The organism is Streptodolium elevatio, from assembly GCF_040649515.1.
Lineage (GTDB): Bacteria > Actinomycetota > Actinomycetes > Streptomycetales > Streptomycetaceae > Yinghuangia > Yinghuangia elevatio.
In genome coordinates this window covers 33476-51971 of record NZ_JBEZFP010000056.1, presented here as the reverse complement: position 1 = coordinate 51971, position 18496 = coordinate 33476, and the positions used below count along the sequence as shown (strand labels likewise).

At 70.6% G+C, this 18496-nt stretch carries 19 protein-coding genes and 1 pseudogene; 8 read left to right on the top strand and 12 right to left on the bottom strand.

The features are described 5' to 3' along the window. The first annotated feature begins 224 nt into the window (after positions 1–224). Positions 225–857: a neocarzinostatin apoprotein domain-containing protein gene (locus AB0C36_RS21860; RefSeq protein WP_358356435.1), complete on the top strand. Its 633-nt coding sequence runs from the start codon at positions 225–227 to the stop codon at positions 855–857. 269 nt (positions 858–1126) lie between these two features. Continuing rightward, positions 1127–1537, top strand: coding sequence for a VOC family protein (locus tag AB0C36_RS21855; protein WP_358356433.1), 411 nt, complete (start codon positions 1127–1129; stop codon positions 1535–1537). A gap of 87 nt (positions 1538–1624) precedes the next feature. Here the strand turns inward: AB0C36_RS21855 and AB0C36_RS21850 are convergent, their stop codons facing one another. Further along, the gene (locus AB0C36_RS21850) at positions 1625–2311 is read right to left on the bottom strand and encodes a helix-turn-helix domain-containing protein (protein WP_358356432.1); all 687 of its coding nucleotides are present in this window, start codon (positions 2309–2311) and stop codon (positions 1625–1627) included. Positions 2312–2413: 102 nt separating this feature from the next. Here AB0C36_RS21850 and AB0C36_RS21845 point away from each other — a divergent pair, with 102 nt between their 5' ends. Continuing rightward, positions 2414–2617, top strand: a complete 204-nt coding sequence (locus tag AB0C36_RS21845) for a YegP family protein (protein WP_358356430.1) — start codon at positions 2414–2416, stop codon at positions 2615–2617. A gap of 119 nt (positions 2618–2736) precedes the next feature. On the opposite strand, the gene AB0C36_RS21840 is transcribed toward AB0C36_RS21845, so the two are convergent. From AB0C36_RS21840 to rny, 6 genes are all read right to left on the bottom strand, one after another. After that, positions 2737–3138 (bottom strand): TraR/DksA family transcriptional regulator, encoded by a 402-nt coding sequence (locus tag AB0C36_RS21840; protein WP_435839090.1) that lies wholly within the window; start codon positions 3136–3138, stop codon positions 2737–2739. Between the two features lie 322 nt (positions 3139–3460). Further along, entirely contained in the window at positions 3461–4291 is an 831-nt protein-coding gene (locus tag AB0C36_RS21835) for a Scr1 family TA system antitoxin-like transcriptional regulator (protein ID WP_358356427.1), read from the bottom strand. 8 nt (positions 4292–4299) lie between these two features. Beyond that, positions 4300–4869: a DUF6879 family protein gene (locus tag AB0C36_RS21830; protein WP_358356425.1), complete on the bottom strand. Its 570-nt coding sequence runs from the start codon at positions 4867–4869 to the stop codon at positions 4300–4302. Further along, a complete protein-coding gene (locus AB0C36_RS21825; protein WP_358356423.1) occupies positions 4856–5062 on the bottom strand; it encodes a hypothetical protein in 207 nt (68 codons plus the stop codon). The genes AB0C36_RS21830 and AB0C36_RS21825 overlap by 14 nt, the downstream gene beginning before the upstream one ends. 696 nt (positions 5063–5758) lie before the next feature. Then, entirely contained in the window at positions 5759–7141 is a 1383-nt protein-coding gene (locus AB0C36_RS21820) for an L-serine ammonia-lyase (protein ID WP_358356421.1), read from the bottom strand. 289 nt (positions 7142–7430) lie between these two features. Beyond that, positions 7431–9029: a ribonuclease Y gene (gene rny, locus AB0C36_RS21815; RefSeq protein WP_358356420.1), complete on the bottom strand. Its 1599-nt coding sequence runs from the start codon at positions 9027–9029 to the stop codon at positions 7431–7433. A 958-nt stretch (positions 9030–9987) separates the two neighbouring features. On the opposite strand from rny, the pseudogene AB0C36_RS21810 reads away from it, so the two are divergent. Beyond that, positions 9988–10155: pseudogene (locus tag AB0C36_RS21810) on the top strand (IS5/IS1182 family transposase); the annotation flags it as partial. Positions 10156–10211: 56 nt separating this feature from the next. On the opposite strand, the gene AB0C36_RS21805 reads toward AB0C36_RS21810, so the two are convergent. The 3 genes from AB0C36_RS21805 to AB0C36_RS21795 all read right to left on the bottom strand — a co-directional run bounded on the left by AB0C36_RS21805 (position 10212) and on the right by AB0C36_RS21795 (position 13252). Then, positions 10212–11171: a regulatory protein RecX gene (locus tag AB0C36_RS21805; protein ID WP_435839091.1), complete on the bottom strand. Its 960-nt coding sequence runs from the start codon at positions 11169–11171 to the stop codon at positions 10212–10214. Positions 11172–11600: 429 nt separating this feature from the next. Beyond that, positions 11601–12668, bottom strand: a complete 1068-nt coding sequence (gene recA / locus AB0C36_RS21800) for a recombinase RecA (protein ID WP_358356418.1) — start codon at positions 12666–12668, stop codon at positions 11601–11603. 392 nt (positions 12669–13060) lie between these two features. After that, positions 13061–13252, bottom strand: coding sequence for a hypothetical protein (locus AB0C36_RS21795; RefSeq protein ID WP_358356416.1), 192 nt, complete (start codon positions 13250–13252; stop codon positions 13061–13063). 423 nt (positions 13253–13675) lie between these two features. Here AB0C36_RS21795 and AB0C36_RS21790 point away from each other — a divergent pair, with 423 nt between their 5' ends. After that, entirely contained in the window at positions 13676–14287 is a 612-nt protein-coding gene (locus tag AB0C36_RS21790) for an NADPH-dependent FMN reductase (RefSeq protein WP_358356414.1), read from the top strand. Positions 14288–14551: 264 nt separating this feature from the next. On the opposite strand, the gene npdG is transcribed toward AB0C36_RS21790, so the two are convergent. Beyond that, on the bottom strand, positions 14552–15244 hold the full coding sequence (gene npdG / locus AB0C36_RS21785; RefSeq protein ID WP_358356412.1) for an NADPH-dependent F420 reductase: 693 nt from the start codon (positions 15242–15244) through the stop codon (positions 14552–14554). Between the two features lie 223 nt (positions 15245–15467). Here npdG and AB0C36_RS21780 point away from each other — a divergent pair, with 223 nt between their 5' ends. Then, positions 15468–16277 carry a YegP family protein gene (locus AB0C36_RS21780; RefSeq protein WP_358356410.1) on the top strand — a complete coding sequence of 270 codons (810 nt, stop codon included), beginning with the start codon at positions 15468–15470 and terminating at the stop codon, positions 16275–16277. 128 nt (positions 16278–16405) lie between these two features. Next, on the top strand, positions 16406–17188 hold the full coding sequence (locus AB0C36_RS21775) for an MgtC/SapB family protein (protein ID WP_435839089.1): 783 nt from the start codon (positions 16406–16408) through the stop codon (positions 17186–17188). A 9-nt stretch (positions 17189–17197) separates the two neighbouring features. On the opposite strand, the gene AB0C36_RS21770 is transcribed toward AB0C36_RS21775, so the two are convergent. Continuing rightward, a complete protein-coding gene (locus AB0C36_RS21770) occupies positions 17198–17503 on the bottom strand; it encodes a hypothetical protein (RefSeq protein ID WP_358356408.1) in 306 nt (101 codons plus the stop codon). 81 nt (positions 17504–17584) lie between these two features. Between AB0C36_RS21770 and map the strand changes: the two genes are divergently transcribed. Continuing rightward, a complete protein-coding gene (gene map / locus AB0C36_RS21765; RefSeq protein WP_358356406.1) occupies positions 17585–18433 on the top strand; it encodes a type I methionyl aminopeptidase in 849 nt (282 codons plus the stop codon). Positions 18434–18496 lie beyond the last annotated feature (63 nt).

Below are 18496 nucleotides of genomic sequence, written 5' to 3'. Positions count from 1 at the left end.
ACCCGCTGGAAGAGCTCGTACAACTCGTCCGGCACCAAACGTTCGACCATCGACACCAGTTCAGGCTACCGAAAGCACCAAATGAGATGACGTCTAAGTTAGTGTGATCGCGAGCCGGCAGGGCGACGCACGGTCCGCAGGACCCGCTGCGACGTTCGCGCCGAGCAACCGGGCTGCCCCGGCCCAGAACCGCGCACGACCTTTCTCTCTGGAGTCCGCAGACCATGACGTCCTCGCGCCTCATCACCGGTCTCACCCTGACCGCCGCCGCCGCGGCCCTGACCGTGGGCTTCGCCGCGCCGGCGAACGCCGCGGGCTCGCTGTCCGCGAGCAAGACCACCGGACTGGCCGCGTCCGGTGAAACGATCAAGGTCTCCGGCACCGGCTTCGAGCCGGGCAAGTCGCTCACCCTGATCAACTGCGCCCTCTCGACGCAGCGCGGCGAAGGCTGCGACATGGCCGCCACGGCGTCCGTGCAGACGGACGCGCAGGGCGCGTTCAGCGCCGACTTCGCGGTCAAGGGCTCCTTCGCGACGACCGACTGCGCCAAGGTCGAGTGCGGCGTCGTGGTGTACGACATGGCCACTCACTCCCTCCCGGCCCGCCTCAAGCTGACCTTCGCGGGCGGTGCCGCCCCGGCGCCGAGCCGGGCGGCCACCGAGAAGCCGAGCGCCGCGCCGACCGGCACCGCGGCTCCGACCGGCACCGCAACCCCGACCGACAAGCCGCAGCTCCCCAAGACCGGTGGCTCCGACGCCACGCTGCCGCTCGCCGCGGGCGGCGCCGCCCTCGTCCTGGTCGGTGCGGGTGCGGCGTTCGCGGCCCGTCGCCGCGGCGGCTCGAACCACGCCGTCTGACCGACGACTTCGCCACGCCGTGGGCGGTCACGCCGTGGGCGGTCACGCCATGGGCGGTCACGCCATGGGCGGTGGGTCCAGTACTGGACCCACCGCCCACGTTCTTTCGCACCACCGCCCTCGGCCGCACTACCCGCGTGCCACGAACTGCCGCCACCGTTCGCCTCGCCAGGCTCGTCAGCCGACGGCCGGTCCTCGGCGCGACACGGACCACCGCCGCGTCCGATTCGTTCAAGACCCCTGGGCCACCGCGCGCATAGCTTGAGCCCATGAGCACTCCGAAACCGCAGATCACCTTCTTCGGTCTGGTCGTCGCCGACATGGCGGCCTCACTCGCCTTCTACCGGCGGCTCGGCATGGACATCCCCGCCGACGCCGACCGTGAGCCGCATGTCGACGTGCCGCTGCCCGGCGGGCTGCTGCTGGTGTTCGACACGATCGAGACCGTCCGCTCGTTCGACCCGGACTGGGAGCCCCCGAAGGGCGGCCACCGCATGGCCGTGGCCTTCACCTGCGCAAGCCCGGCAGACGTCGACAGCCTGTACGCCGAACTCGTGGCCGAGGGCCACACAGGGCACAAGGCGCCTTGGGACGCGTTCTGGGGCCAGCGCTACGCCGTCGTCCTGGACCCCGACGGCAACGCCGTCGACCTGCTGGCCGCCCTGCCGACCGCAGGCTGACCGGGCAGACTGACTCGGCCGCCTCCGCCGACTCCGGCGTTCGTCGGCCCAGAAGCTGCGCCGGCGCCGGGGCCGCGTTGGCCCCGGTCAGCGGCCGAGCAGCGTGCCCAGCGGTACGCCGGCCAGAGACCGCACCTCACGGGCAAGGTGTGCCTGGTCGGCGTACCCCGTTGTGGCCGCCACGTCGGCGAACCCGCTTCCCCCGCGCGCCAGTTCGAGGGCGCGGCCGAGGCGGAGCACGCGGCCGAGCGTCTTGGGGCCGTACCCGAACGCGGCGATGCTGCGCCGGTGCAGCTGCCGGGCACTGAGGCCGGCCCGCTCCGCGAGGTCCGCAACGCTCGTACCGCGGGCGAGGCCGTTTGCCACCATCGCGGCGACCGGGTCCGGCGCGGCGTCCCGCAGGCGCCGTGCGGCGACGCCCTCCAACAGGCCCCCGGGGTCTTCGGACTCGCTCATGCGTTCGATCAGATCGCGGGCCGGGCCGCCCCACAGGTCGGCCAGCGGCACCCTGCTGTCGCGCAACTCGACGGCGGGCACACCGAACACCGCGGGCCCGAGCCCGGGCGGAAAACGGATGCCGGTGTACGACTCTCCCGCCGGCCCGCCCACGACGTGCGCGACCGTGTCGGGCCCGGCCACCACCAGGTCTCCGCCCATCCAGATGAGATCCATACACCCGTCGGGCAGCACGCGCGTCGCCGCGCCCGGCGAATCGTCGGGGCCCCGCCACCACACCACCGCCCCGGGGACCGCGGCTCGTCGCTCGCCATACATACCCCCAGCATGCCGGAGCCTTCACCCATTCGAGATGCCCCGTTGGACCCACCGGCCTACGCTGCCAATACGTCACCATCCACGGTAATTGAGGTGATTTCCGTGACGGGCAAGTTCGAGTGGTTCAACGACAAGGCCGGCAAGTGGCGCTGGCACCTGCTTGCGGGCAACGGCCAGATCATCGCGACCAGCCAGGCGTACAAGTCGAAGCAGGCGTGCATGGACGGCATCGAGTCCGTACGCAAGAACGCCCCCGTCGCGCCGGTGGTCGAACACCAGCCCGAGAAGATGATGGCCGGCGTCTGACGGACACCCGCCCCACCAACCACACCGAGGGTCCCGCTGCCGGGTGGCGGCGGGACCCTCGGCATGCGGTCGACGGTGTCGTCTGACGTGCCATCGGACACGCCGTCGTACAACGGGGATCAGCGCGAATGCGCCTCGGCGCAGCGCACGCAAGTCGTCGCGGCCGGACGTACCTCCAGCCGCTCCGCCGGAATGGCCTCGCCGCAGTCGACGCAGCGCCCGTACTCGCCGCGCGCCAACCGCTCGGACGCCACATCCAAGTCGGCAAGCCGCTCCCGGGCCTGGGTCAGGAGGGACGCGACGTGCGCACGCTCGAAGGCGGTGCTCGATCCCTCCGGATCGTGCTCGTCATCGACCGCCACGAGCGCGTTCGCCGCCACGATCTCGTCGAAGTCGCGGCTCAGCGCGGCAATCTGGGCAAGCGTCGCCTCCCGGTCCGCCGCCAACCGCGCCCGCACCGAGGACCCGTCTCCCACCAATTCGTCCACGCCAGACGCAACACCCACCCCGCGCCCACACATTCCACCCGAAGGCGCACCCGCCCAGCTAGCCCCGTCTGCCCCGCCGCGTGCTTTGAGGGGCTTGGTCTGTCAGCCCATCAGGTTGGGGCCTGTTACTTACCCGCCGAGATTACGAGGCGATTACCCCCGGCCAACCCAAGATCATCGAGCGCCCCGCCCCATAAGACGGCAACCGCCACTTAACACCCAATGATGCGCGCCTCACGCCGCCCCGCGGAGCGATTCCTGGCAACTCGTCGTCACCGGCACCGCAGTTCTGGCGAACAGTCCCGCCCTTTGCCGAGCAGAAGGCGAGTGCCACGGGCGCGCCGACCAAGCAGCGTCAGCCGTCGTTGCGCAGTCGCTCAAGCAGGTCACGCGAGTCATCGCCGAACAGCGCTCCTGACGCCAGGGTGTCGAAATGGCGTCGATACTGCGCGATGTCCTGCGGATCCGACACGGTGATCGTGGCATGCAGAAGCCCCACCGTGACGAGCCGTGCATCAAAGATTTGAAACGAGTGCAGCGGGACGTCGCCGACCTCGGCGCCGGTCGGGATGATGCCGATACGCACATAGTCGTTGCCCAGGTACGACGCGATGCGCGCAACCTGCTCGGCACGTGCTTCCGCCGGAACGAATCCCCAACGAAGCGCCGCTTCGGTGAGCACGAACATGAAGCGCTTGTCGGCCTCGTGCAGCACATGCTGACGCCGCTGCCGAGCTTCGATAGCGCGCACCAGTTCGGCGCCGGACAGGTCAAGCGAGAAGATCCGGCGCATGTAAGCCGGGGTCTGGAGCAGGCCAGGCACGCCGAGGATCGAGAAGAAGCGCAACTCTTTCGCCGCCGCTTCGATGCGGCCGATCTGCGTCTGCCGCTGGGCGGCACCACGGCGGAGGTGGGTGCGGTTGCTCTCGATGTCGGCATGGAGCCGATCGACGAGTTCGCCGACCTCCACACGGGCGTCGGGCGTCGCCCGGTACACGTCCAGGATCGTGGCCGAGTCCGGCGGGGACGGGAGCAGGTGGGCGTTCTCCCATTTGGAGATCTTGGCCTGGGACATGCCTGCCGCCGCGGCGGCTTGGGCGCCAGTCATGCCGGCACCCGAGCGCAGGTCCTTGAGGAGCTGCGCGAGCCGCTCACGATCGGTCAGGTAGCGCTCTGGGTTGTCCATGGATCCTGTCAGGTCTGCTGCGGCTCGATGGTGAGCCAGTTGTCCCGCCAGTACTGCGGATGAGCGGCCCACCACCGCTCGGACGGCACGCCCGCGTCGAGTGACCGGTCGCGCCATGCGACGTGCGCGGCGGCGGCGCTGCCGGGCAGTTCCTCGGCACCGACGAACGCGCCCGTTTCGTCGTAGTGGAACTTAAGCACAATGGCGGAGTCGAACATCCACCAGTCGTAGGCCGGGAGGCCGATGCGGTCGGCGTCCGCACGCTGGAGGATGCGCGTCCGCTGTCCGTGGCGCGCGGACGCCGGGTAGCCCCACTCGCATTCCCACCGCTCGTACGGAGTCAGGTTGTCCCCGAGCACGCGGACCTTGCGCCAGTTGATGCCTTCGGACGTGCGGGCGCGGATGTAGCTCTGCCACTTGGTCGGCTCGCGCGCCATGTCGTACGGCTCGCCGGCCAGGTACGCGCGGAGCAGCGGCTGCTCGACATCCACGCGGTACTCGGGCAGTGCCTCCATTCGGAAGATGTCGCCCTTGGCCAGGTCGAAGAACGGATCGAGGTCCGCGTCAGCCAGCAGCATCCAGCACCTCGCGAATCAGGTCGGCGTCGATGATGACGGCGCCCTCGCCTGGAGGCAGGCCGAGTTCGGCGAGTTCGTCGGGGTCGGTGACGTTGTAGCCCTGGACGAGGACGCGTCCGTCGGGACGTTCGTAGAGCGTCGGGCAGGTGCGTTCGTCGTCACAGCTACTGCGTAATACGCGAAGGAGAGCCATCGGGGCACCTTTCACGTCGGTTGAGTGCATCGTGACAGGACTTTCCTCTTCTCGCCAGACTGATTGAAACTTTCAGCGATTCAGTGAATAATTGCCGTAGGGGCGGCGAGAGGTCACGTCATGTGCGGAGTCTGCGGCAGTCGGGGCGTCTTGATGCATCCTCGAGTCCACGTGTATCCGGCAGGGCTTCGTACACCCGTGTGCCTGCGCTGTGTTCCCCTCCGGGGCGGTGCGCGGTGACGGCCGAGATGGACGTCCAGGCACACGCGTTGATGAATGAGCCGCCCAAGTGGACGGAGGCCGTTTGTGTGTTGCATGGGGGGCGGCGGGGGCGGCTTTGTTTGCTTGCTTCGGGGGGCTGGCTGTGTGCTGTGTGCCTTGCGCAGTTCGCGCTGCAGCAGCTCAATCGCGAGGCGCTGGCTGCGGGCGCCGTACGGGTTCCTGCGCCTGCGGAGTCGGCCTGGGGCCTTCCTCGGCTGCCGCGTGCCTACCTTCACTGCGAGGGCTGCATGCCCGCGGCGACAGAGCCGGTGGTGTGGGTCGCGGCGGCGGAGATGTGGTTGTGTGCCGAGTGCTGCGGGGAGGTCGTGCTGCGGCTCGGGGCCCGGGGCACGAACTCAGACGGCTAAAACTCGGACGGCTAAGACTCCGACGGCTAAGACTCCGACGGCTAAGGGGCGTTCGTGCGTGCCGCGGTCAGCATTCGATGATGTTGACGGCGAGGCCGCCGCGGGCGGTTTCCTTGTACTTGGTCTTCATGTCGGCGCCGGTCTCCTTCATCGTCTTGATCGCCTTGTCGAGCGAGACGTGATGGCGGCCGTCGCCGCGGAGCGCCATGCGGGCGGCGGTGACGGCCTTGACCCCGGCCATGCCGTTCCGCTCGATGCACGGGATCTGGACGAGGCCGCCGACCGGGTCGCAGGTGAGGCCGAGGTTGTGCTCGATGCCGATCTCCGCGGCGTTCTCCACCTGTTCGGGCGTACCGCCGAGCACCTCGGCGAGGCCGCCCGCGGCCATGGCGCAGGCCGAGCCGACCTCGCCCTGGCAGCCCACCTCGGCACCGGAGATCGAGGCGTTCTCCTTGAAGAGCATGCCGACCGCGCCGGCCGCCAGGAGGAAGCGGACCACGCCGTCGTCGTCGGCGCCCGGCACGGCCGCGGCGTAGTGGTGCAGGACGGCCGGGATGATGCCCGCGGCCCCGTTGGTCGGGGCGGTGACGACCCGGCCGCCCGCGGCGTTCTCCTCGTTGACCGCCATGGCCCACAGGGTGACCCACTCCATGGCGTGGCTCGCCCGGTCGCCCTCGGCGCGCAGCACCTTGGCGGTGTGCGCGGCGCGGCGGCGGACCTTGAGGCCGCCGGGGAGGATGCCTTCGGTCTTGAGTCCGCGCGTGACGCACGCGCGCATGACGTCCCAGATCTCCAGCAGCCCCGCGCGTACCTCGTCCTCGGTCCGCCACGCCTTCTCGTTCTCCAGCATCAGCGCCGAGACCGACAGGCCGGTTTCGCGCGTGAGGCGCAGCAGCTCGTCGCCGGTGCGGAACGGGTAGCGCAGCACGGTGTCGTCGGGCTTGACCCGGTCCGCGCCGACGGCGTCCTCGTCGACCACGAAGCCGCCGCCGACCGAGTAGTACGTCTTCTCCAGCACCGGCGCGCCCTCGGCGTCGTACGCGCACAGCGTCATGCCGTTTGCGTGGTACGGCAGGGACCGACGCCGGTGCAGCACCAGCTGCGACGACTCGTCGAAGGCGATCTCGTGCGCATCGCCCACCTCGGCGCCCAGCAGGCGCAGGCGGCGGGTGGAGCGCACGCGTTCGAGCACCGGCTCGACGCCCTCCGGGTCGACGGTACGCGGCGAGAACCCCTCCAGGCCCAGCAGGACCGCCTTCGGCGTGCCGTGCCCGTGGCCGGTGGCGCCCAGCGAACCGAACAGCTCGGCGCGCACCGACGCGGTCTGGGCGAGCACGCCCTGCGACTTGAGGCGGCGGGCGAACATCCGGGCCGCGCGCATCGGACCGACCGTGTGCGAACTCGACGGGCCTATGCCGATCGAGAACATGTCGAAGACGCTGATCGCCAACGGAGGTGGCCTTTCGTGGGGTCACGGTCGGTATGGGCGCCCGGCCCGCACGGAGGCGGACAGGCCCACTTGTGGCGGGCACGCGGACGATGGCGCGGGTGGTGCGTCGTCCCAGGGTATGCGCTGGCGCTTTCGCGGCGTGATCGCAGACATAGGCGGACACGGGCAGACACAGGCGGACACTGACACCGGCGGACACGGGCAGACGCTGGCAGGCAGACGCGGGCAGACACGGTCGGGATCAGGCAGAGACGGTCAGGGTCAGGCAGGGGCATGCCTCCGCAGGCCGTCAGCGGACGAACTCGGTGGCCCTGCTCTCCCGGACGACCGTGACCCTGATCTGCCCCGGGTACGTCAGCTCCTCCTCGACCTGCTTGGCCACGTCCCGCGCGATGACCTGCGCCTGCAAGTCGTCCACCTCCTCCGGCAACACCATGACCCGCACCTCGCGCCCCGCCTGCATCGCGAAGGCCTTCTCCACACCGGCGTGCGCGCGGGCGATCTGCTCCAGGCGTTCGAGGCGCGTGACGTACGCCTCCAGCGACTCGCGCCGCGCGCCCGGTCGGCCTCCGGAGATGGCGTCCGCCGCCTGGGTGAGCACCGCTTCGACCGAGCGGACCTCGACCTCGTTGTGATGGGCCTCGATCGCGTGTACGACGTCCTCCGACTCGCCATAGCGCCGCGCGATCTCCGCGCCGATCTGCGCGTGGCTGCCCTCCACCTCGTGGGTGAGCGCCTTGCCGATGTCGTGCAGGACCGTGCAGCGCTTGAGCAGCGGCGCGGGGAGCCGGAGTTCGGAGGCCATCATGCCCGCGATGTGCGCTGCCTCGACGAGGTGCTTGAGCACGTTCTGCCCGTACGACGTGCGGTAGCGCAACTTGCCGAGCAGTGCGATCAGTTCCGGGTGCAGGTCGGTGATGCCGAGGTCGACCACCGCGTTCTCGCCGGCGCGGACGCAACCGCGCTCGACCTCGCGGCGGCAGCGCTCGTACACCTCTTCGATACGGAGCGGGTGGATGCGCCCGTCGGCGACCAGCGTCTCCAGCGTGAGCCGCCCGGTCTCGCGGCGCACCGGGTCGAAGCAGGGCAGCAGCACGGCCTCGGGGGTGTCGTCGATGATCAGGTTGACGCCGGTCACCGCCTCGAACGCGCGGATGTTGCGCCCTTCCCGCCCGATGATGCGGCCCTTCATCTCGTCGTACGGCAGGTGTAGGACGGACACCACGGACTCGGCGGTCTGCTCGCTCGCGACCCGCTGGATGGCGAGCGTGACGATGTTGCGGGCGCGCTGCTCGCCCTCGCGGCGCGCCTCGGCCTCGATGTCGCGCACCACGACGGCCGCCTCCCGCTTGGCCTGGTGCGTGATGCCGCGCACCAGTTCGGTCTTCGCGGCCTCGGCGGTCAGGGCGGCGGTACGCTCCAGCACCAGCTGCCGTTCCGCCGCGACGTCCGCGAGCTGGGCGCGCTTTGCCTCCAACCGCTCCTCGGCCACCGCGAGCTCGGCGATGCGCTCGCGGAAGCGAGCGCGGTCCGCGTCCAGGCGTTCCTCGCGCTCCGCGAGCCGCTGCTCGCGGCGCTCCAACTCATTGCGGCGGTCGCCCAGTTCCTCGGTGACCCGGCGGTTCTCGCGCTGGATCCCCGCCGCCGCGGCCCGGATGTCGGCCGCGTCGGCCTCGGCACGGGCGCGGGTCTCGGCGGCCTCGCGGTCGGCCCGTGCCCTGACCTCGTCGGCGGTACGCGCCGCCCGGGACAGCTCCGCCTCCACCATCGCGGGCACCCGGGCCCGGATGCGCAGCACCGCGACGAGGCAGGCGACCGCACCCACCGTGAAGAACACGGCCCCGGCCACGGGGGCGACCACATCGGATTCCAGGCCGAACGTCACCACGGGCCCACTCCCTCTCAGTCACCGACTCCGCGCGCCCGGCGAGGCTCGTCAGGGCGTGCGGGAGCTGCAGGAGGGCGGTTGTCGCGGATCGCGACCGGGGCCGCCCCGGCGGGTGGTGGCCGGAGCCGGCTGGAGGTGACCCGCGTCGAGCGCCGACGGGGCGGCGGCGTGGGCGACGGCGTTACCCACGGGGCCGCCGTGCGGGCGGACGGCGATGGTCGAGAAGTGACTGCCGGGCGCGGTTGCTGGTGACGGCCGCCGATGCGGTCGGCCGGAGTTGTCGAGTACCGGGGTTGTCGAGTAGATGTCCGTGACTATCGAGTGGTGCGCTCGGCGTCGGTCGGCCCGCGCCACGGGATGCCCCCGAGGCGGCCCCGAATGGCGTACGGCACGGTACGGTCACATGATCCGCGATGATCCCTCACTGTCTGTGACAGGCTAGGCCGCTGATCACAGGAGGGTCAAGCAACCGGGCAGGAACTCCCTTATATCCACACGCGAGTTGCCCGCCCGGCCAGAGGGACGACGCCACGGACTACGGCCCCCGCGCGCTGCATGCGCGGCAGCGCGCGAGCACGGGTGTAGGGCGCGCGGGGTGGGCGGGACAGCCTCCCGAAGAGAGATCCCGCCAAGTCCCGCGGAATTCCCTCGGACACGACTTGGGGAGTGTCTTCACAGTCCCGCCGGACAGTCCGCGGGCCGTGGTGCGTGCGCTCGCAAGGCGCGGGCTGTGACTCGGCCTTGGTTTGGTTTGGGAGGGCCGCCCGGCCCGGCGCAGGCCCGAGCCTGCCGCGGTTCGCGGACCCGGCTGGAATTTGAAGACACGACCTAAAAGTTGTTGCAGAAGGCTGTGTGGGCATCTGCCTTGCATGGGTGGGGTGTTGCGGGTCGAGGCGCTATGGGTGGAGACGTTCACCGGGTTGCGGATGGACCGGTTTCTGCGGCTGGTGAAGGCTGGGAGGAAGCCGACAACGCCGCACACCGGCACGTCCGCGCCCGCGCCGAACACGTCCTCGCCCACCTGAAGAACTGGAAGATCCTCCGTGACTGCCGCCAGCGCGGAGGCGGACTCCACCACGGCGCCCAAGCCGTCGCCCAGCTCCATAACCTCGTCTACGCCGGCTGATCCAACTGCCCGAAATCTCAACCGAACACGCAGACCCCAGCGTTCTGCAACACGCTTTAGTCCTCCGGCTCCGGGGGTGTGTCGTCGGCGCCGAAGGGTTCGTGGGCCCAGCCGTCGTCGTCCTCGGCCTCGCGCTGCCACGCCTCGTCGGCGTCGAGGGCTTCTCGTACGACACGCAGTGCGAGCCCTTCGCCGTAGCCCTTGCGGGCCAGCATGCCCGCGAGGCGGCGCATGCGGACCTGGCGGTCGAGGCGACGTGTCGACGGGATGCGGCGTTCCACCAGGGCCCGTGCGGTGGCCAACTCCTGTTCCGGGTCCAGCCTTTCGACGGCCTCGCTGACGAGTGCCGAGTCGACACCGCGTTGCCGCAGCTCTTGGGCCAGTGCGCGGCGGGCGAGCCCGCGGCCGATGTGCCGGGTGTCGACCCATGCCGCCGCGAAGGCCGCGTCGTCGATCAACTTGACCTCGGTGAAGCGCCCGAGCACGTGCTCCGCCACGTCGTCGGGGACGCCCCGGCGCTTCATGGCGTCGGCCAACTGCGCGCGCGTGCGCGGCTGGCCGGTCAACTGGCGCAGGCAGATCGCACGGGCCTGGGCCTCGGGATCCTCGTCGGGGTCGATCTGCGCGGGACCGATCCGCCGCTCCCGGCGGCGGCCCCCGGGTTCGCCGGCGTCGTCTCTGCCGCGCCGACCGCGGCGCCTGCCGCCCGGCCGTGCCGCGCTGCCGTCGGTCGACTCGCCGAAGGTGCCGTCGTCATCGCCCCCGGAACCGGAATTCTCGTACGCGTCGCCCCGGCCGCTCCCCGCGAGTCCTCCGACCCGCCGACCGGACCCGCGCGTCGTGGTACCGCGGGTCCCTCGGGTACGCCGCCCCGCGCCGCCGAGTTCCGTCCCGCCCGGTTCCGTCTCACCGGGCGCCACGCCGTCGGGCGGCCCGGTGTCCGGGTTTGCCGCGTCGCCCGAACCGCGGCGGCCCGCCGGGCGCGTACGGCGGTTGGCCTCGGCCCACTCCTTCACCGCGTCGGCGGCCACCGAGCCGCCTTCCAGGGCCAGTCCGAGCAAGGCGCGAGCGCGCGCCTGCTCCTCGGGGCTGACCCGGCCCGCCCATGTGTCGTTCCAGCCGGGCGCGGTGTCCGCGGGTTCCGCCCCGCCGAGGGCACCCTCTTGCACGCCATCGGACACGCTGTCGTCGGGCCCTACCGCGTCCGCGGTACGCCGCGTGGCCCGCCGGTCGGCGGGCCGTCCGGCATCGCCGCGCGCGGGTCCCTCGTCACGGCGGTCTTCGCCGCCCACCGCTCGCACTGCCTCCGCTCACTTCCCTGCCACGGCAACGTCGTCGCCACGCCGACGGCCCCCGAGCCGTCGTCTCCGCGTGGGGGGCCGGGTGTGTCACCCGCCCGGCCCCGTCCCCTCGTCGGCGCCCCTGCACCCGCTACCGCGGGTCGGTCAGGAGCCCTCTGCCGCCGGCGCCGCCGGAGCTGCTTCGGCGGCCGGGGCGGCCTCGGCGTCGACGCGCGGGCCCACGCCCAGCTTCTCCTTGATCTTCTTCTCGATCTCGTTGCCGAGGTCGGGGTTGTCCTTGAGGAAATTGCGGGCGTTCTCCTTGCCCTGGCCGAGCTGGTCGCCCTCATACGTGTACCAGGCACCCGACTTGCGGATGAAGCCGTGCTCCACGCCCATGTCGATGAGGCCGCCCTCGCGGCTGATGCCCTCGCCGTAGAGGATGTCGAACTCGGCCTGCTTGAACGGCGCGGCCATCTTGTTCTTCACGACCTTGACGCGCGTGCGGTTGCCGACCGCCTCGGTGCCGTCCTTCAGCGTCTCGATGCGGCGGATGTCGAGCCGCACGGACGAGTAGAACTTCAGCGCGCGGCCACCGGTCGTGGTCTCCGGCGAACCGAACATCACGCCGATCTTCTCGCGCAGCTGGTTGATGAAGATCGCGGTGGTCTTGGTCTGGTTGAGCGCACCGGCGACCTTGCGCAGCGCCTGGCTCATCAGCCGGGCCTGGAGGCCGACGTGCGAGTCGCCCATCTCGCCCTCGATCTCCGCGCGGGGCACCAGGGCCGCGACGGAGTCGATGACGATGATGTCGATCGCACCCGAGCGGATCAGCATGTCGGCGATCTCGAGCGCCTGCTCACCGGTGTCGGGCTGCGAGACCAGCAGGGCGTCGGTGTCGACGCCGAGCTTCTTCGCATACTCCGGGTCGAGGGCGTGCTCGGCGTCGACGATCGCGGCGACGCCGCCGGCGCGCTGCGCGCTGGCGATCGCGTGCAGGGCGATCGTCGTCTTGCCGGAGGACTCCGGGCCGTACACCTCGACGATGCGGCCGCGCGGCAGACCGCCGATGCCCAGCGCGATGTCGAGGGAGATCGCCCCGGTGGGGATGACCTCGACAGGGGCCCGCGCGTCGTCGCCGAGACGCATGACGGAGCCCTTGCCGAACTGCCGTTCAATCTGGGCGAGCGCGGCGTCGAGCGCCTTCTCGCGGTCCTGTCCTGCTCCTGCCATCGGTGATGCCGCCCTGTCGGGTCGTGGTGTGCGCTTCATTGTCCTGACGCTAACCCGTCCCACCGACATCGCGGGACGCGCCTCGCACACCTGTGGATAACTCCGCCGAACCAGCGTAAGCGAAAGTTTGTTCGAGTACGACTCCGACACACGACCACGGCCCGAAAATCAGGCGAAAGAGGAGCTTCGCAAGGGGCGGCCACGGCGTGTCGCGGGGGCGCGACGATCACGTGAGGGGCGCGCGACAGGCGTACGGGAGCCGCCCCCATACCGAGGAAGCACTTCACGTCGGGGGCGCACTTCAAGTCGAACGGGCTTCAGCCGGACGGGCCTCAGTCGGACGGGCCTCAGTCGGACGGGCTTGAGTCGGAGAGGCTTGAGCCGGACGGGCTTCAGCCGGCCGCGGCCGCCGCATGGGCCTTGCGGGCCCGGCGCAGATAGAACCACGCGATATTGCCGTCCACAGCAGCCAGCAGCAGGAACGGGACGCCGAGCCAACTGCCGTCCGCAAAGGCGATCACGGCTGCGGCGAGCGCGAGCACGCAGACGACGAGGGCCAGCACGGCGACGCGCGGCGTACGCACGGAACCCGTCCCCCCGCCGGATGCGGGCGCGGCAGAAGGGGCGGAAGAGGAAGGTGCGGGGGACGCGGAGGACATGTGGTCGGCTCCCGAAGCGGCGGTGTCGTACACGCCATTGTGGCCGAACGGAATAAAAGTCCGGCGCGCGGACCTGCATAGGCGGGAGCGGCACGTACGAGCCGGCCCCGGCGATGTCGTGCGGAGCCGGCCAAGGGAGCGGGCAAACGCACCCGCCCCGGCACCACGAACGCCCCCGGCCCGGCGCCAGCCTGCCACCGAGACCGGCCCTGGACCGGCCGCCCACGCGGACTCGACGGGCACCCCACGGCGACCCCGACCGGCACCGCAACCGGTGAAGTTGAAATCTCAACGACCCGGAGGTATGTTGTTAAACGTTCAACCACTCATGCCGCTGGAGGTTCCGTCATGACCCGCATCCTCGCCATCTCGGGTTCGATCCGCACCGAGTCGTTCAACACCGCGCTGCTGAACGCGTTCGGCCCGCTCGCCCCGGAAGGCATGACGATCGAGGTCTTCAAGGGCATCGACGAGCTGCCGCACTTCAACCAGGACCTGGAGGGCGACGTACCGGCCTCCGTCACGCGCCTGCGTGAAGCCGTGCAGGCCGCCGACGGCGTGATCATCTCCACCCCGGAGTACAACCGCGCCATCCCGGGCGTGCTCAAGAACGCGCTGGACTGGGCCTCGCGTCCGTACGGCCAGTCCTCGTGGGCCGGCAAGCCCGTCGCCGTGCTGTCCTCCTCGCCGGGCGTCCAGGGCGGCATCCGCGCCCAGGAGGAGCTGAAGGGCCAGCTCCGGAACCTCGCCGCGTACGTCGTGCAGGGCCCCGAGATCGCCATCCCCGAGGTGCACACCCGCCTGGGCGTCGACGAGCAGGCCCGCGTCACGCTCACCGACCCGGCCACCGCCGGCATGGTGAAGTTCCTCCTCCAGGGCCTCCAGAACGCCGTCGACACCAAGACCGGCGAGACGCACACCAAGGCGCTCAACGCCTGGGCCGCCTCCCTGGCGGGCTGATTCGCGGAGCACGCCCCCGCCCGCGCCGGGGCACCCCTGCGGCGGCACACGCAGAACGCCGGGAAGCACCCGGCAGAGACACTCGTCGCGCGCCCGATCGAGGGCGCGGACGCGCGAAGGCCCGGCACCACCAAAGGTGCCGGGCCTTCGCGCATGGCCGTGAAGCTCGGGACACATCGCGGCGCGTGCTCGCGCATCGACGCCGCGGCCGTACGCACCCGCATACGCGTGCCCACGCGCGGTCCCGCGTACGCGGAACCCGCGTCAGACGTCGGTGATGCGGACGCCCGCGTGTGCCTTGTACCGGCGGTTCACCGAGATCAGGTTGGCGGTCAGCGCCTCGACCTGGCCCGCGTTCCGCAGGCGCCCGGCGTACACGCCGCGCATGCCCGGGATCCGGCTCGCCAGCGCCTGCACGGCGTCGGTGGCGGCGCGCTCGTCGCCGAGGACCATGATGTCGGTGTCCAGCGACTCGACGTTCGGGTCGAGCAGGAGCACCGCGGAGACGTGGTGGAACGCCGCGGTCACGCGCGACTCGGGCAGGACGGCGGCGGCCTGCTGCGCGGCGCTGCCCTCCTCGACGGGCAGCGAGTACGCGCCCTGCTTGTCGAAGCCCATCGGGTTCACGCAGTCGACGACGATCTTCCCGGCGAGCTGCGTCGCGAGGGACACGAGGAGTTCCTTGTGGCCCTCCCACGGCACCGCGACGATGACGACGTCGCTCTCGGCGGCGCACGTGGCGTTGTCGGTACCGCGGACTCCCGCGCCCAGCTCCGCGGCGGCGGACTCGGCACGGTCCGCGCTGCGCGAACCGATGATCACTTTCTGGCCCGCGACGGCGAGCCGGTACGCGAGGCCGCGGCCCTGCTCACCGGTGCCGCCGAGGACGCCGACGACGAGGCTGCCGACGTCCGGCAGGTCGCGCGGGTCGCGCTGGGCGTTGGAGGGGGTAGTCATGGCGTGATCCTGCCAGTGGGGTGCGCAAGAGGCACCAGGGCTACGCCCAGATGCAGCCGACGTCACAGCTCAATTCGGGCCTAAGCCGCCATTCGAGCATTCCCGACCTTTGACACTTCACCCAAAAGCACCGAAATATGTGACAACAGCCACAATTCGTGCTTATTTGATACGGAAATCGTTCGGCAACGGGCCGGACATGGCCCGATCACGGGAGGCACCGATGCCGGCGAAGTTCGTTCTCAGCAAGGGGCGTACAGGCAAGTACGGCTTTGTCCTGGAGGCGTCCAACGGCGACACGCTCGCGAAGTCGATGTCGTACGCGACGAAGGCGCAGGCAATGGCCGCGCTTCGCTCCGTGCAGCGCAGCGGCTCGGCCAGCGAGGTCGACGACCGGACCGCCGCGGCCAAGACGGCCAAGGCGGCCCCGAAGAAGGCCGCGGCCAAGAAGTCCGCCGCCAAGAAGTCCACGACGAAGAAGACCGCGGCCAAGAGCGCGACGGCCAAGAAGGCCGCGAAGAAGGCCGCGACCAAGAAGACGGCGGCGCAGAAGACCGTTGCCAAGAAGGCCGGCGCGAAGAAGGCGACCGCGAAGGCGACCGCCAAGAGCGTCGCGAAGAAGGCCGGCGCCAAGAAGGCCGCCACCAAGAAGGCGGTGGCAAAGCGCACGACCGCGGCGAAGAAGGCGGTCACCAAGAAGGTCGCGGCCACCAAGGCGGCCGCGAAGAAGACCACGGCCAAGAAGAGCGCCGCCAAGAAGAGCACGGCCAGGGCGTCCGCGGCGAAGAAGACCGCGCCCAAGAAGACCGTGGCCGCGAGGAAGACCGCGGCGAAGGGCACCGTCGCGAGGAAGCCCATGGCCAAGAAGGCGGTGGCCAAGAAGTCGATGGCCATGAAGTCGGTCGCGAAGAAGCCGTTGACCAAGAAGGCGTCGACCAAGGCACCCGCCCGCAAGTCGGCGGCCAAGCGCGCGCCCGCCACCAAGCGGACGGCCCGCAAAACCGCGACGCGTCGCGTCGCCACCAAGAAGTAGGCGAGAAGTCACCCACGCCGTACCGGCGTTCCACGAAAGCCCCGTCTCACGCCCGTAACGTGGGCCGTTCTCCGAGGTCATAGCGTGATCTCGGTTCGGTCCGGTTGCGGGCGTGAGGCGGTGTTGGGGTGGACAACGGCATAACCGGCGGGCTCGGGCTGGCCGCGGAACTGGCGCAAGGCGACCAGTGGCGCCAATTCTGGGAAGTACTCCTGGCGTTCGCGCTCTCGAGCGCCATCGGAATCGAGCGTGAGATCCGGCAGAAGAGCGCGGGCCTGCGGACACATGCCCTCGTCGGAGTCGGCACCGCGTTGTTCGTCGAGGTGTCGAAATACGGGTTCTGGGACGTCCTTCCGGCCGGCTCCCCCAACTACGACCCGTCCCGGATTGCCGCCCAAATAGTCTCCGGCATCGGGTTCATCGGCGGCGGACTCATATTCGTCCGCCGTGACAGTGTGCGCGGCCTGACCACCGCAGCCGTCGTCTGGCTCACCTGCGCGGTCGGCATGGCCTGCGCGGCCGGGCTGCCGCTGCTCGCGATAGGCGTGACCGCGCTCCACTTCGTGGTGGTCTTCGGCTACACGCCGCTCATCGGACTGTTCAACGGGCAGAAGGACAACAACGTCGAGCTCCGCCTGACGTACCTGCCCGCGCACGCGGTGCTGCCGGCCGCACTCGTCGCGGCGGTCGCGCACGGGTTCCGCGTCAACGACGTCTCGGTGCACCACCAGGACCACGATCCGGCCGCGGCCGAGGCACCCGATGCGATCGACCGGGTACGCGGGCGCGTGACGTACGTCGTCCTGCAACTCGACGGCCCCGCCGAGCCGCAGTCACTCGTCGCCGATCTCGCGGAACTGGACGGCGTCCTGGCGGTCGGCGGAGGATTCGTCACCGAACCGAGTGAATGACCGCGGCGCTCACGCCCCCGGTCGCGCGCCGCCCTCGCCCGGAGCGCCCGGAGCGCCCGGGCCGCCCGGACCACCACCGGGGTCCGCCGGGCCGCTCCCACCACCCGGCCGCGGGTCGTTCCAGTCCGGGTCGTTGTCCCACGACTCGTTGCGCTCGCGGGCGATCTCCAAGGCGTGCTCGGCCTCCGCCCGCGTCTCATACGGGCCGAGGCGGTCGAGCGCGCGGCATTCCGGGCCTTCCTCGACCTTGTTGTGCCGTACGCAGTAGAACCACTCGCCCTCGCGGCCCTTCGGCCGCCGCCACAGCCTGAACATGCGGGCTCCCCTGCCGGTCGACTTCGCGGTGCGCGTTCGCGGGTGATGATGCCCCTGCGGCGCTGGCTACACTCGCAGGTTATGGCGACTCTCGTTCCCGGCAGGCCGACCCCGATCCGCACCGTCCCTGCCGAAATCCCCCGACCGGAGTATGTGGGGAAGGCGGCGCCGGCGCCGTACGAGGGCCCCGACATCCAGACCGCCGAGACCATCGAGAAGATGCGGATCGCCGGGCGCATCGCCGCCGGGTCGATGGCCGAGGCCGCGAAGCACGTCGCGCCGGGCGTCACGACCGACGAGCTGGACCGCGTCGCGCACGAGTACATCCTCGACCACGGCGCCTATCCGTCGTGCCTGGGCTACCGGGGCTTCCCGAAGACCGTGTGCACCTCGGTCAACGAGGTCATCTGCCACGGCATCCCGGACTCGACGCGCCTGAACGACGGCGACATCGTCAACATCGACGTGACGGTGTTCGTCAACGGGGTGCACGGCGACACCGACGCCACCTATCTGGTCGGCGACGTCGACGAGGAGTCGCGCCTGCTGGTCGAGCGGACCCAGGAGGCGCTGAACCGCGGCATCAAGGCGGCTCGCGCGGGCCGCCAGATCAACGTGATCGGCCGCGTCATCGAGTCGTACGCGAAGCGCTTCGGCTACGGCGTGGTGCGCGACTTCACCGGCCACGGCATCAACTCGTCGTTCCACTCCGGCCTGATCATCCCGCACTACGACGACCCGCGCGCCGTGACGGTGATGGAGCCGGGCATGACGTTCACGATCGAGCCGATGCTCACCCTCGGCACGCACGAGTACGACATGTGGGACGACGGCTGGACGGTCGTGACCAAGGACCGCAAGCGCACCGCGCAGTTCGAGCACACCATCGTCGTCACGGATGGCGGCGCGGAGATTCTGACGCTGCCGTAGTCTCCCCGTCGTGGCCCGTACCGCACACTCTTCCCCCAGGCAGAATCGTTCGTCGGCATCACG